Origin of the sequence: Lactococcus taiwanensis (assembly GCF_014905395.1) — a bacterium.
In the GTDB taxonomy this organism is placed as follows: Bacteria; Bacillota; Bacilli; order Lactobacillales; family Streptococcaceae; genus Lactococcus; species Lactococcus taiwanensis.
This window is the reverse complement of the sequence record NZ_BNDT01000001.1, coordinates 354,736-369,205: the sequence shown is the minus strand read 5'-3', so window position 1 is coordinate 369,205 and position 14,470 is coordinate 354,736. Positions and strand designations below refer to the sequence as shown.

At 38.7% G+C, this 14,470-nt stretch carries 13 protein-coding genes and 1 riboswitch; of the genes, 3 read left to right on the top strand and 10 right to left on the bottom strand.

Going from position 1 to position 14,470, the window contains the following annotated elements:
* Together JKP71_RS01775 and gatD are read left to right on the top strand one after the other, a co-directional pair.
* Positions 1-498, top strand: a complete 498-nt coding sequence (locus JKP71_RS01775) for a DivIVA domain-containing protein (RefSeq protein WP_075524662.1) — start codon at positions 1-3, stop codon at positions 496-498.
* Positions 495-1,280 carry a lipid II isoglutaminyl synthase subunit GatD gene (gatD, locus tag JKP71_RS01770; RefSeq protein WP_075524661.1) on the top strand — a complete coding sequence of 262 codons (786 nt, stop codon included), beginning with the start codon at positions 495-497 and terminating at the stop codon, positions 1,278-1,280. Before JKP71_RS01775 ends, gatD begins: the two co-directional genes overlap by 4 nt.
* 37 nt (positions 1,281-1,317) lie before the next feature.
* Here gatD and JKP71_RS01765 read toward each other — a convergent pair whose 3' ends face one another.
* The 5 genes from JKP71_RS01765 to JKP71_RS01745 all read right to left on the bottom strand — a co-directional run bounded on the left by JKP71_RS01765 (position 1,318) and on the right by JKP71_RS01745 (position 7,689).
* A complete protein-coding gene (locus JKP71_RS01765; RefSeq protein WP_200406798.1) occupies positions 1,318-4,017 on the bottom strand; it encodes an ABC transporter permease in 2,700 nt (899 codons plus the stop codon).
* A 3-nt stretch (positions 4,018-4,020) separates the two neighbouring features.
* On the bottom strand, positions 4,021-4,722 hold the full coding sequence (locus tag JKP71_RS01760; RefSeq protein ID WP_075524659.1) for an ABC transporter ATP-binding protein: 702 nt from the start codon (positions 4,720-4,722) through the stop codon (positions 4,021-4,023).
* A 124-nt stretch (positions 4,723-4,846) separates the two neighbouring features.
* Positions 4,847-5,671 carry an NAD(+) synthase gene (gene nadE / locus JKP71_RS01755; RefSeq protein WP_200406797.1) on the bottom strand — a complete coding sequence of 275 codons (825 nt, stop codon included), beginning with the start codon at positions 5,669-5,671 and terminating at the stop codon, positions 4,847-4,849.
* A gap of 30 nt (positions 5,672-5,701) precedes the next feature.
* Positions 5,702-6,217 (bottom strand): GNAT family N-acetyltransferase, encoded by a 516-nt coding sequence (locus JKP71_RS01750; protein WP_075524657.1) that lies wholly within the window; start codon positions 6,215-6,217, stop codon positions 5,702-5,704.
* Positions 6,217-7,689, bottom strand: a complete 1,473-nt coding sequence (locus tag JKP71_RS01745; protein WP_075524656.1) for a nicotinate phosphoribosyltransferase — start codon at positions 7,687-7,689, stop codon at positions 6,217-6,219. The genes JKP71_RS01750 and JKP71_RS01745 overlap by 1 nt, the downstream gene beginning before the upstream one ends.
* 199 nt (positions 7,690-7,888) lie before the next feature.
* Here JKP71_RS01745 and JKP71_RS01740 point away from each other — a divergent pair, with 199 nt between their 5' ends.
* The gene (locus JKP71_RS01740; RefSeq protein WP_200406796.1) at positions 7,889-8,476 is read left to right on the top strand and encodes a nicotinate-nucleotide adenylyltransferase; all 588 of its coding nucleotides are present in this window, start codon (positions 7,889-7,891) and stop codon (positions 8,474-8,476) included.
* A gap of 39 nt (positions 8,477-8,515) precedes the next feature.
* Here JKP71_RS01740 and JKP71_RS01735 read toward each other — a convergent pair whose 3' ends face one another.
* The 5 genes from JKP71_RS01735 to JKP71_RS01715 all read right to left on the bottom strand — a co-directional run bounded on the left by JKP71_RS01735 (position 8,516) and on the right by JKP71_RS01715 (position 14,402).
* On the bottom strand, positions 8,516-9,727 hold the full coding sequence (locus tag JKP71_RS01735; RefSeq protein ID WP_200406795.1) for a voltage-gated chloride channel family protein: 1,212 nt from the start codon (positions 9,725-9,727) through the stop codon (positions 8,516-8,518).
* Positions 9,728-9,835: 108 nt separating this feature from the next.
* Positions 9,836-9,904: riboswitch (Fluoride riboswitch) on the bottom strand.
* A 40-nt stretch (positions 9,905-9,944) separates the two neighbouring features.
* Positions 9,945-10,187 (bottom strand): DUF896 domain-containing protein, encoded by a 243-nt coding sequence (locus JKP71_RS01730; protein ID WP_075524653.1) that lies wholly within the window; start codon positions 10,185-10,187, stop codon positions 9,945-9,947.
* 72 nt (positions 10,188-10,259) lie between these two features.
* Entirely contained in the window at positions 10,260-12,281 is a 2,022-nt protein-coding gene (gene glyS, locus JKP71_RS01725; RefSeq protein ID WP_200406794.1) for a glycine--tRNA ligase subunit beta, read from the bottom strand.
* Positions 12,281-13,234, bottom strand: a complete 954-nt coding sequence (glyQ, locus tag JKP71_RS01720; RefSeq protein WP_075524651.1) for a glycine--tRNA ligase subunit alpha — start codon at positions 13,232-13,234, stop codon at positions 12,281-12,283. The genes glyS and glyQ overlap by 1 nt, the downstream gene beginning before the upstream one ends.
* A gap of 226 nt (positions 13,235-13,460) precedes the next feature.
* Positions 13,461-14,402 (bottom strand): zinc-binding dehydrogenase, encoded by a 942-nt coding sequence (locus JKP71_RS01715; RefSeq protein WP_200406793.1) that lies wholly within the window; start codon positions 14,400-14,402, stop codon positions 13,461-13,463.
* Positions 14,403-14,470 lie beyond the last annotated feature (68 nt).

Genomic DNA, 14,470 nt, shown 5'->3' with positions numbered 1-14,470 from the left:
ATGGTAAAGACGGGCGATCAATTTCAAAAAAATACCGCTTACGAGCATCCTGAAAAAAAGCACTTTATCACCTCAAGCCTAGGTTATAATCGTGTCGAAGTGGACCAATTCATGCGAAAACTCGCAGATGCTCCCGATCATATAAGTCCAAAAGCGCTTACGGAGCAAAACTTTTCCACGAGTGCATTTGGTTATGACAAGCAAGACGTTCGCTTTTACCTGAAACAATTTGCTTCTTACCGTTATCGCTTGAACCACCAGGCTGAATTTCAAGATGCTCGACGTGCAATTCTTGCAGAAATTGACTTGACCCAGACTAATTTTTCAAAGAGTCTGCGTGGCTACTGTATTGAGCAAGTGGATACTTTTTTAGAGCATCAGCCAAATCTTGAGACAATTGCATCAGCCGAGTTCAAAACACAATTCTATGGCTATAACAAGCGACAAGTTCAGCTGTATTTCGAAGCACTCGTCGAAAAATTGAAAGGAAATTTATGACTTATATTTCTTTAAAATCTAACTTAGAAGCTCCTCAATATTCTTTAAATATTGCTCATCTTTATGGCGATTTAATGAATACCTACGGAGATAATGGCAATATTCTCATGCTTAAGTACGTTGGTGAAAAATTGGGCACCGAAATGACTTTTGAAATTGTCTCGCTGGGTGATAAGTTTGATAAAGACTATTACGACCTCGTCTTTTGGGGAGGCGGTCAAGACTATGAGCAAGAAATCATCGCGGATCAATCACTGACGGCGCTATCAGCACCTCTCAAAGCTTATATTGAAGCGCAAAAACCCATGCTAGCCATCTGCGGAGGCTATCAAATGCTCGGACAGTACTATGTTAACTCAGCAGGTACGAAGATCAAAGGAACAGGGATCCTAGGTCACTACACTGAAAACTTACGGACGGATCGCTTCATTGGAGATATCGAAACACATAACGATGAGTTTGGGGAAACTTACTATGGGTTTGAAAATCATTCAGGAATTACTTACCTCTCTGAAAACGAAAAACCACTCGGTCGTGTTGTTTACGGCGGAGGAAATAACCCTGATGACGATACGGAAGGTTTGATTTACAAAAATACTTTCGGAACTTATTTTCATGGGCCGATTCTTTCTCGCAATGCTCGCCTTGCGTACCGTTTAGTCACTACAGCCCTTTACCAAAAATATGGTGCGGATCTACAACTTCCCCCTTTTGAAGCAATCCTAGCAGATGAAGAAAAAGGACAACAGGTCGGTGATATCAAACGAAAAGTTGAAAAATAAAACAAAAACTTACTGACCAGTTGGTCAGTAAGTTTTTTTAGTCTACTGATTTTAACGCTCCGAGCATGTCAACTTTTCTTAGTTTAAAGTGCACAACTAAAGCGAGTGCGAGCGTCGTTGCAAAAGTAATGGTTGCCGATATTACCAAATTTGTCCAGTATAACTCAGGGGCAAACATGATTTGATTTGGTACTAATTGACTGATGATAAAGTGGTGGAAGAAAGCACCTAGTCCAAAGCCAGCGCCAATTCCTAAGAAACTCAGTAGAATCGTTTCCCGGTAAATATACAAAGTCACTTCAGAATTATAAAAACCAAGGACTTTTATTGTCGAAAGCTCTCTAATCCGCTCTGACACATTAATATTTGTAAGATTATAGATCACAACAATTGCAAGCAAGATGGCACAAGTGATTAAGACAAACATCACACTATTAATCCCATGCATAAAGGAATTAATGGTTGTTTTCAAATCACTATTTTGCGAGACTGCCTTGACTGCTGGAAGTTTCATGAAAGCCGCTGACTGATCCTTAATTCGCTTTGCGCTTGGATTTTTAAGTGTAATAAGGTAAGCATTGCTTTGAAAAGTACGCCCAAAAGTTTGCTGATACTGGGTTTGATTCATAAAAATGTAGTGCCCCATGTACATCTCAGTAATTCCTGCTACGCGAATCTTATGCAGTTTTTTGTCTTCATCTTCAGCGGTAAAAGTATCTCCTACTTTAACTTTCAAGACTTCTGCGAGTTTCTCAGAAATCACACTCCCCTGCTTTTGAAGTTGAAGTTTATCCTGACTTTTTCGCTCTCGTAAAGTTACAAATCGAGAAAAAGCTGTCTCATCAGATGTAGCAATAACATTCAACGTTTGGACTTCATTTGCGGCACCCGTTTTTTTAGTTAAATTTTCAAAAGCTATGGGTAAATTTTCCTGAATATCTGTTGAATTTAATTGCTTATCTAAGGATTTTTGAGCTGCTTTCTTAGTTGAATCCTGCTTAATTGCAATCATATCATAGTGTAAGATTTGATCAAACTGACGAGTTGATAAGCCAGAGATTGAATCTCTAATACCAAATCCCATAACCAACAAGGCAGTGCATCCAGCAACACCAAAAATGGTCATCAACATGCGCTTTTTATAGCGAAAAAGATTACGAGCCGTTACTTTATAAGTAAAACTCATCCGTTCCCAAATAAAAGTAATATGCTCCAAAAAGATCCGAGAGCCAGCTTTAGGAACCTTTGCTAAAAATAGACGAGCAGGAACCTCTTTTAATTCTTGAGCCACCACCCAATAGGCAGGTAACACACTACAAGCTATTGCAATAAGAAAAGCCACAATCGTCCAAAAAAGTGAAAAACTCAACCGAAGATTAGAAAAAGTTGAAGAAGACGTATAGGCGTTAAAAACTGCTAAAGGTAAAAAGGTGTGTCCTAAAATCGTTCCCACCAATGCCCCCGCACCACTTGATACCAGACCATAAATCAAGAATTTTTTACGTATCTCAGCATTTTTATACCCTAACGCTTTTAGTAACCCTAAATTACTCCGCTCTTCTTCTACAAAACGTGTCATTGTCGTTAAACTAACTAAAAGCGCGATAGCAAACAATACTACGGGGAAAATATTTGAGAGGGTATCAATCCGCGTAGAGTCATCTATAAAACTTTGATAACCAGGGTTACCCTCTTTTCTGCTGTTCACCGTATACTTTGGCACACTCAAAGCATCTATTTTTTCTTGTTGAACTTTGAGCTTTTCTTGTCCTTTTTTGAGGGTATCTTTTCCCTCTTGCAATTGTTTTTGTGCCGCTTGGAGCTGTGCCGTTTGGGTAGCACTCATCACGATTCCCCTCGCTTGTGCTTGCTCAAGTTGTAATTTTTGTTCAGTGAGTTGGTTTTCCTGATGAGTAAGAATGGTTTCTTGTTGAGCAAGCTCTAGCCTTGCTTCATCCAGCTCGATCTGAGATTTTTCCCGAAGCTCGGATAAACGGGATTTTCCTTGTTGCTTTAAGCGAGTTTCTAATTGCTTTTGGTATTGTTCTAGGCGCTGATTGTATTTTTCATCATAGATGGACAGTTCAGAGAGATTTTTATAGCTGAGGCGTGCCATCATGTACACCTTTGATTGGAAAGCTTTTTTTGGAACAACGGCGTAGCCATTAAGTTGTCCCGTACCAACTGTTGTTGGTCCAAACGTGTTTTTATCAACATATTCACTGGATTTAACAAAGCCAACTATTTTAAAGTTATCTTTGCGCAAAACCCTGGACTCATCTTGTGCTTCAGCTGCAAAATGAAGGGTTTCACCAAGATGATAGTCCGCTTTAAATCGGTAATCTAAAGCAATTTCACCAGAATTTTGTGGCATTTTACCAGACATGAGTTGGTAGGTTGAGAGTGTATCAGGTTGCGAGAAAAGGCGTAAACTCGTGTGAGTATCTTTAATAACAACATCCTGAAAATAGCCGAACTCTATCTTTTTTAGACCCGATGTTTGTTTCAAAAATTTTTGATCACTTTGATCTAGCCCCAAACTTGAAGTGACTGTCAGATCAGCTAATTGCTGCTGTCGGTAAAAGTGTTCGGCGGTGGCACGCATATCCGGCCCAGAGACTTTGAGCCCAACGAAAGCAAAAACGCCTAAAACCATCAATGAAAAAATCGATAAAAAGCGGCCCAGCGAACCAGTAATAGAGCGTCGTATTTCTTTATTTAGTGTCTTTTTACGCATGTCTCACCACTCGATCTGTTCAATACTTTCAGGCTGGTCATTTTCTTTTACCGCCTTCACCTTACCATCATGCATTTGGATGATTCGATCAGCAATTGGAGCAATGGCTGCATTATGCGTCACAATAATCACTGTGGTCCCTTGTTCACGTGCCATTTCTTGTAAAAGTTTTAAGATTTGCTTACCCGTATGATAATCAAGCGCGCCTGTTGGTTCATCACAAAGCAACAGTTTGGGATTTTTAGCTAATGCTCTCGCAATTGCTACACGCTGCTGCTCACCTCCCGAAAGTTGGGAGGGAAAATTATGGATTCTGTGCCCTAAGCCGACCTCTTTTAATACGTTCTCAGCATCTAACGCATCTTCAACGATCTCTGAAGCCAGTTCAACATTCTCTTTTGCTGTTAAATTATTGATTAAATTATAAAATTGGAAAACAAAACCTACCTGGTATCGCCGATAAGTTATTAATTCTTTCGCAGAGAAGCTGGCGATGTTTTGCCCATCAATCCACACTTCACCAGCATCACTCGTATCCATCCCTCCTAAGATATTAAGCACCGTAGATTTTCCTGCACCAGAAGAACCTAATATAACTGCTAGTTCTCCTTCTTCAATATCAAAAGTCACTTGGTCATTCGCATAGATTTTTTCTTGTCCCGATTGATAAATTTTTGATTCGGCCTTAAGTTGAATAAAAGTCATAAAGTCCTCCTATTATGAAAACGCTATTATGATAATTATAACATAATTCTTTTCATTTTCTTAGATTTCCTTTGTAAAGGATAAGAAAAAGTTACTGACCAGCTGGTCAGTAACTTTTTGTCTTTTATTTCCAGAAATCGTCAAATACTGTAATTGGTAAATGACGTTTATGTTGTGTTTTATTCCACCAAGCTTCAATTTTTTCTTGCGCTTCAGCAGAGATTTGTTTCCCTTCTGTATAGTCATCAATATCACGGTAAGTAACGCCTAAAGCCACTTCATCTGCTAGCCCTGGCTTGCCTTCTTCCAAATCGGCGGTCGGTACTTTTTCATAGAGCGCAGGATCGGCGCCAAGCTCGGCAAGCAACGCTTTACCTTGACGCTTGTTCAAACGAAAAAGTGGTAATAAATCTGCTCCTCCATCCCCAAATTTAGTGAAGAAGCCTGTAATGTTTTCTGCCGCATGGTCCGTTCCAAGGACAGCTCCGTGGTACTCCCCTGCAACGGCGTATTGCGTAATCATCCGTTGACGGGCTTTGATATTTCCTTTATTAAAGTCAGAAACTTCAATCCCGGCTTCCTTAAGAGCGGCAACCTGCCCATCTACTGCAGGTTTAATGTTAATCGTTAAACTCACATCGGGTTGGATAAATTTAAGAGCGCGTTGGGCGTCTGCTTCATCAGCTTGTACACCGTGAGGCAGTCGGATTGCAATGAACTGATAAGTATCGTCTTTTGTTTCAGCTCGCATCTCCTCAATTGCCATTTGAGCCAAACGTCCTGCTAAACTGGAGTCTTGCCCGCCAGAAATCCCTAATACAAATGCTTTTATAAAAGGATATTTTTTGAGATAAGCTTTCAAAAATTCCACTGATACGCGAATTTCTGCTTTCGGATCAATTTCCGGTTTAACGCCTAATTCTTGAATAATTTGGTCTTGCAATGTCATCTTATTTCCTTTCAACAACTGATGGCTTGGTCAGTTACTGACCGTTTCATCAGGACTTACTGACGGATAAATTTTACTCATATAAAATTCGTCAATGTATTTTCCATCTACGTACATGGCTTCTTGGCGTACCCCTTCAATTACAAAACCTTGTTTGTGATAAAGGGCAATAGCTGCATAATTATTAACCATTACCGTGAGCTCAAGTCGCTTGATGCCTTTATCTTTGGCCCAGTCATCTAACCACTCAAAGAGCTGAGTCCCAATTCCTTGGTGCTGGTATGCTTCTAAAATCCCAACCACAAGGTAAGCCGTATTTCTGATTCGTCGAGCTTTTCCACGTTTCGCCGATAAATAACCAACGAGTTTTCCAGCATCTTCTGCACCAATTAGGAAATCAAAACGTGAAATTTGCCCAATCGTACGACTAAAATCAAACCGCCGCTCATCCGGCTCTAACATCATAAATTTTGTTTCCGTGTCCAACTGTTTTTGGACATCCCAAAACAGTCGGGCATCACATATATCAATCCTTCTTATTCTCATTATACATCATCCAATCTCGTCATTGAAACAGTTGTACGCACTTGCGAAATCAAGCGCATCTTGTGGTTCCAAAGCTCTTGCGACAAGTCAACGGGATACGGCTGTGGGTTTAAATCACGCTTATATTCGTCCCATAATTCATCTAAATTTTCACGAGCAAAAGCTTTTATTTCTTGGAGGGCGGGAAGCTCATAAACCAATTCACCCTTAACAAAGATATTCTCTAGCAACGGTTTTGCATTAAAATCACGCACATTTTTATTGATATAAGTATAGAGCGGATGGAACATATAAATTTCATCTGCTTGATCAGGGCGCTCTTCGTTAAAAGTAATGTAATCTCCCTCTGATTTACCATCTCCTTTTTTCGTGATGCGCCAAACTTGTTTCTTACCAGGTGTAGACACTTTTTCAGCATTACTTGATAATTTGATCGTGTCTTGCATTTGACCTTTCTCATCTGCAATAGATACTAACTTGTAAACTGCCCCAAGTGCTGGTTGATCATAAGCGGTGATAAGTTTTGTACCCACGCCCCACACATCAATCTTCGCCTTTTGCATCTTCAAGCTCAAAATAGTGTTTTCGTCTAAGTCATTAGAAGCATAAATTTTGGCATCAGGAAAACCGGCCTCATCCAGCTGCTGACGAACTTTTTTAGAAATATAAGCCATATCTCCCGAATCAATACGCACACCTTGAAAATTAATTTTATTACCAAATTCTCGTGCCACTTTTATCGCAGCAGGCACACCTACTCGCAAAGTATCATAGGTATCAACAAGAAAAACACAATCTTTATGGGTGGATGCATAAGCTTTGAAAGCCTCATAGTCATTTCCATAGCTTTGTACTAAAGCGTGAGCATGCGTCCCACTCGCCGGAATACCAAAAATCTTCGCCGCTCTCACATTAGAGGTCGCATCCGCTCCCCCAATGACCGCCGCACGAGTCCCCCATATGGCTGCATCCATTTCTTGGGCACGGCGTGTCCCAAATTCTAAGAGAGGGTCTTCACCAATCACCGATTTAATCCGAGCTGCTTTCGTAGCAATCAATGTTTGAAAATTAATGATGTTTAAAAGGGCTGTTTCAATCAGCTGGCATTCCGCAAGTGAGCCCTCTACTTGAACTAACGGTTCATTTGCAAAGGCCAACTGCCCTTCGCGCATCGCCCTCACTGTCCCTGTAAACCTTAATGATTTTAAATAACTAAGAAAATCTTCAGGATAGTCTAATTCCCGCAGGTATTCAATATCTGTCTCGGAAAAAGAGAGAGTTTTTAAATACTCCACCATCCGCTCAAGTCCAGCAAAAATAGCATACCCATTTTTAAAGGGCATCTCTCGAAAAAAAACCTCAAAAACCGCATGGCGATTGTGTCGCCCAAGTTTAAAATAAGTTTGCATCATATTGATTTGATATAAATCGGTATGTAATGTAAGACTATCGTCTGGATAAAGATGTGGCATAATTCCTCCGTCATTCACATTTGTGAAGTTCACTGATTTTAAGACGTTTCTAATCTTTATTTTATCAAATTTTTGCATAAATTTGTACTACAAACGTCTTAAAGGACCAGATAAAAAAATAAGCGCTTTGCCTTTACATTGACTGTTTCTTATTTTCCTCTTTCTTTTACAAAAGAGACATTTTTGATATAATCAAAACATGAAAAAACGAAAAAAAATTGGGCTACTTGGAGGAAACTTCAATCCTATCCATCATGCCCATCTCATGATGGCTGACCAAGTAGCTCAACAGATGAGCCTTGACCAAGTCCTCCTTATGCCTGAAAACATCCCTCCGCACGTAGACACAAAGAACACAATTGCGGCCGAGCATCGTGTCAATATGCTAAAGCTTGCTATCAAAGATAATCCAAGACTCGGTTTGGAGCTTATCGAAATTGAACGGGGGGGAAAATCTTACAGTTATGATACCTTAAAGCTCCTCACACAACTACACCCTGATACTGACTTTTATTTTATTATCGGCAGTGATATGGTTGAATATTTACCCAAATGGTATAAAATTGATGAACTTATAAAGCTGGTAAACTTTATTGCCATCCGGCGCACTCCACTTTTACCAGAGTCCCCTTATCCTGTCACTTGGCTTGAAACGCCACTTTTACCTATCTCGAGCACCATGATTCGGGAAACTTTTGCAAGACAACTTGAACCTACCTATCTATTGCCTCAAAGTGTGCTTCAGTATATTCAAAAAAACAACCTCTATAAAAAAAAGCATGGATAAACATGCTTTTTTTTTACATTTTCTCAGGTAACTTTTCACTTACATTTCAAGATTTAAGACTTCTTGCGCATAAATGGATGCATTACCATTAATCACATAGGCAATGGTCATGATGGGAAGGATATACTGAACTGAACCAAAGCCAAACACTTCTGCTGCAATAAAAATTGGTCCAAAATAACTGTTCGTTGCAGCTGAAAAGATAGAGACGTAACCTGCAGCAGCTATCAGTTCTACTGGTAAGCCCAACCAAAGTGCTAAAGTAACACCTAATGAGGATCCTATAGCAAAAAGCGGTGTGACTTCCCCACCTTGGAATCCAGCGGAGATGCTTAAAACAGTAAAGATAAGTTTTAAGAGCCAATCATATCCATTGATAGAACCTCCGTGAAAGCTTTGAGCAATCAAATTGGTCCCTAGTCCCGCGTATCGATCCAAATGTATCAACAAAAGTCCGATACTGAGAACAATACCGAGTAAGAGGATTCTTTGATAAGGATTTTCAATCTTTTTAGCGACTTTAGCTTTCATAAAAGCCAATGAAACAGCAAATAAGCGACCAACTAAGCCAAAACAAATTGCAACAAACAAAAGTTTGAGAAGTGTCACAGGCTCTATTTGTATTGAGCTAGAAATATGAAATGAAAACTTTTCAAGTCCTAAGTAATGTGAAGTTTCGCTCGCAACATATGAAGCAACCAATGCAGGAATTAAGGCCCGATACTCTATCTTACCTAACATTAAAATTTCGATAGCAAAAAAACTTGCCGCAATAGGGGTCTGAAAAAGACCTGCGAAACCCGCTGCCATCCCTGTGATAAGTAAGATTTTTGCTGCTTCCTCGGTTGATAATTTCTTACCAATGGTATGACCAATCACACCCCCTATTTGAACAGCGACTCCTTCACGCCCCACACTCGCTCCAAATAAATGTGAAAGCCACGTTGAGAATACAATCAATGGAATCAAGCGCTTTGGAATTTCTTTTCTTCCATGGTTTCCCGCTTCAAAGATTAGGCCCATTCCTTTTTGACTCTCTTTACCATACTTTCTGTAGATAAACACAATCAAAAGTCCTGACAGTCCTAAAAAGGGAATGAGATATAGAGCATGAGCGTCTCTAAAGCTTGTAATATAAATGAGACCACGACCAAAAAGTGCGTCTACTCCACCAATTATAAGTCCCATTACAATCGCCAAAAATACATAGAGAATTTGTACACGAGAAATACCCAGTTTAAAAAAATTCATGAATTACTACTCCTTATATTCTGAAGTGAGGAACTTCTCTAAAAAAACCTCACCTTATAATTTTTCAAAACAAAAGGCGCTACAAACAAGACTGTCAGTAACAGCCTTTTGTTTGTAGGCGCCATCAGTTGATTTTTAAATCAGCGGTTTTGGGAGTGCACCATTCCCATTTATAATCTTATTGTACTCATTTTTAAAATAATTTGCAAGGATGATCCTAGTCACGCATTCCATTTTTTCTTTGAGCTTCTTTTATCTTCTCAGGAGTAACATCTTCCCCAGTTTTTTCATCAATTACTTTGATGGTTTCAACTTGTGAACGGAAATTAGCTTTAACACTATCAATATAAGCACGTCGTAAAACAGTCTGTTCTTCAAGCTCTGCTTCTGACAAACCCTCTGTTTTTTTCTTACGTGCTAGTTCATTAATGCGCGCTATTTGTTCATTAGTCATTGCCATATTTAAAGTTCCTTTCTTTTTACTGACCGATCTGTCAGTAGTTTTTTTAAAAGATTTTATTACTTACCACAATTATTTTGTATTAATCAAACTAAAGTCAGCCATAGAACTTGTTAAGGTAACAACTTCCGAAAGCAACGCCAGACGATTCTCACGAACAGCTTCATCTTCTGCCATTACCATAACATTTTCAAAGAAGTTTTCGATAGCGGGACATAAATCATGAACAAGTGTTCTAAATTTATTTTCAGCTGACAGTTGCATCCACTCATCCTGTAATGAAACCACCACATCATATAAGTTTTGTTCCGCTTGTGATTCAAAAGAGGCTGCGTTTACTGACGAAGTGCTCTTATTTTTTTTCACAATATTAATTGAACGCGTAATGTTTTCCATAGATGGTTTAAATGGTCGATGATCCTTGTGCGCATCAATGACAAAAGCTACTTCCATTATGTTAGCAACATCAAAGTTTGAACTATTAATTGCCGCTTCAACAATATCATGACGATCGAGTTTTTCAAGCAAGAGTTTTTGAATACGCGCTTTGACAAAATCCAAAATTTCAAGATGATTTTCACCTTCAAATTGGTCAATAAATAAAGATAAATCGAAATGCCAATTCATTTTTTCAATAATACGAATCAAGCCTTGTACTGCTCGACGTAGGGCATAAGGGTCATTTGAACCAGAAGGAATTAAACCAACATTAAAGAAAGAGAGGACTGAATCAATTTTGTCAGCTGCTGCAAGCACAGCACCAACTTTTGTTTCAGGCAATTCTCCCTCGGCTGAAGTTGGCATATAATGTTCACGAATTGCTGCGGAAACATTTGCATTTTCACCAGCTAAAAGCGCATATTTTTCACCCATTACCCCTTGTAATTCATCAAATTCTCCAACCATTCCTGTCAAAAGGTCAAATTTATAAATTTCAGCACTACGGGCAACGTCTCTTTTTTCTTCATCAGTCAAGCCAGCAATATCAGCTAATTTAGCGGCTATTTCTTTTGTTCGCGCCATGTGTTCAGTAATTGAACCAATTTTTGCATGGAAAGTTACTTTAGCAAGTTTAGCGACCAAATCTTCAATTTTAAGTTTTTGGTCTTCTTTCCAGAAAAACTCTGCATCTTCAAGACGAGCAACCAAAACTTTTTCATTTCCGAGCACGACGTTTTCAATATTTTCAGCGTTCCCATTACGGACAGAGATAAAGTTTGGTGCGAGTTGACCTTCTTGGTTATAAACTTCAAAATAACGTTGATTATCACGCATTGATGTCACTAAAACTTCTGCTGGAACAGAAAGATATTTAGGATCAAATGACCCGACAAAGGCAGTTGGATATTCAACAATATTATTTACTTCTTCTAATAAATCTTTATGCAAAGTAACTTGCCATTTATTTTCAGACGCAAGAGTCAAAATTTGAGCTGAAATTTCTGCTTTACGCTGTTCAGCATCAACTAAAACAAAGTTTTCTGGCATTTTGCTAGCATAATCATTTGCATTTTTGAGTTCAACCTCAACATTTGCCAAGAAACGATGGCCTCGTGAAAAACGATTTGCTGTTACGTCCAATAAATCAAAAGCAACAACTTTATCTTCTAGAAGTGAAACAATCCATTGAATCGGACGAACAAAGAGAAAATCATTATTTCCCCATTTCATATAAGTTGAGAATGTCATTTTTGCGATGACTTCATCGCCAACTTTAGACAGAATTTCTTCTGCTTTTACTCCGTCAATATGTTTTTTAGCATAATAATAATCCCCCTTAAGGATTAAATCATCTGGTGTAGCTCCTTGTCCTCTTGAGAAACCTTGAATCGCTTTTGACCAATTTCCTTGCGCATCTTTAGCAATTTTAGCAGATGGCCCTTTGACTTCTTCATCAATCGCTTCTGACGCTTCTGCCAAACCTTCAACAAGTATTGCTAAGCGACGTGGAGTTGAAAATTTAATAATTTTATCAAATTTTAAGCGATTTTCTTTAAGAAAAGTTTCCATTCTTTCGGCTAATTGATTGATTGAAGGAGTCACCAAATGTGCTGGAATTTCTTCCAAACCAATTTCAAGTAAGTAATTTGTCATTATTTTTCTTCTCCTTCAACAATCTTTGTATATTTTCCCTTTTTACCAAGGTATTTTTCACGCAACGCTTCATCTTTTAAGAGCGGGAAACCAAGTTTTGCACGTTCTTCAATGAAAGTTTTTGCTACCTTACGTGCCATTGTACGAACGCGATGCATATAGCCTGCACGCTCAGTTACAGAAACTGCTCCACGTGCATCAAGTAAATTGAAGGTATGTGAAGATTTCAAAATATAATCATAAGCTGGGTGAACCAAGCCTTTATCTAATAAATCAAGCGCTTCTTGTTCATATTCTCCAAAAAGTTTAAGTAAAAGCTCTTGGTTTGATTCTTCAAAGGCAAATTTAGAATGTTCGTATTCTGGTTCTTTGAAAATATCACCGTAAGCTACGCCATTTCCCCATTCAAGGTCATAAACAGAATCAACCTCTTGAATAACTGTCGCAATACGTTCCAAACCATAAGTAATTTCTGAAGTTACGGAATCAACTTCAATTCCTCCGACTTGTTGGAAATAAGTAAATTGAGTACATTCTTGCCCATCAATCCAAACTTCCCATCCAATACCAGCACATCCCATTGAAGGATTTTCCCAGTTATCTTCAACAAAGCGAATGTCATGTTCTAAAGCATCAATTCCAAGTTCAGCTAAACTTTGAAGATAAAGTTCTTGGATATTTTTTGGAGAGGGTTTTAAGACAACTTGGAACTGATGGTGTTGGAACAAACGATTTGGGTTTTCACCATAACGACCGTCAGCAGGACGACGTGATGGTTGCACATAAGCGGCTCCCCACGGTTCAGGCCCGTTTGAACGCAAGAAAGTATAAGGACTCATTGTTCCTGCTCCTACTTCATTATCGTAAGCTTGCATCAAGTTTGCTCCCTGTTTAGACCAAAAGCCTTGTAGGGTCAAGATAATATCTTGAAATGCTAGTTTTTTATTTGTCATTATTTTCCTCCAAAATTCAAAAAAACCGTCACTCGCACACTCATCATAATTATCAAAAATCATGATAAAGGGTGCAAATGCACGGTTCCACCTTTATTTTTTACTTTATTTGTGTTCATTACAGTTTTAAGTTAAGCCATTATTTTTCCCGAACTTCCACTATCTTCGAGTCGCTACCTATAAATTCTAGCCCTATTTTCCCATTTTGTCAAGAGAAACCTCAACACTACGGAACCAAGAGGATTTTTCCTACGTTCTTCCCCTTTTCTAAATAGTCATGGGCTGCCTTTCCATCAGAAAGGTGAAAAATGGTAGGTGGGGTAATCGTAATTTTTTCTTCTAAAAAATAGTTAAACAGGCGTTTAGCACGGCTATTTCTTTCTTCATAAGACGTTAGAAAATGCCATAAATCACCGGTGAGGATATTCTTTGATTGAGAAAAAAGATTTACAAAATCTATTTGTGGTGGCTGGCCTCCAGCCATACCAAAAAGAACAACTTTCCCTCGATTTTTAAGTAGTTTAATAGATTGATTTAAGGTTGAGCCAATCCCATCATAAACGGTATCAAATTGCTGACTCTGTTGCTCAACCCAAGAAAATTCTCGACTTGGAAAAACTTCTTTTACTCCAAGTTTTATGGCAGTAGCCACTTTTTCTTTTGAAGCAGAGCCATACACGCTCATCCCATCAGCGCGGAGCATTTGACTAAGGATCTGTCCAACTCCTCCTGTCACGCCAGAAATAAAGACTTTAGCTCCTTGTTGATCTTTAGCTAAATCATGCGCTAAAAAATCAGCAGTCAGACCTTGTAGCCCAATACTAGCCGCCAGTTCTAGAGAAATATCATCTGGTAAAATAATGAGATGCGCTTTAGGTACCGCTACAAAAGAAGCATTTGCAAAAGGAACATCGACAAATAGTACCCGTTTACCAATAAGCCACTTATATCTTGATTCTACGATAAAACCAGCACCTTCATAGCCATTAATATAAGGCGCTCTTTGGGCAATTGTATACTCACCTCTGCGCCGATATATATCAGCAAAATTTAAACCGATAAAAGAAGTCTTTACTAATACTTCGTCATCCTTAAGAACTGGTTCTGGCTGCTCTCCATATTTCAGAACGTCCGAATCACCAAATTTGTCAAAATATAAAGCTTTCATTGATGCATCTCCTTTGATCAGTTTTTAAATCAAACTTTTTTATTTTGCTTTATTGTGCTTGAGCAAAG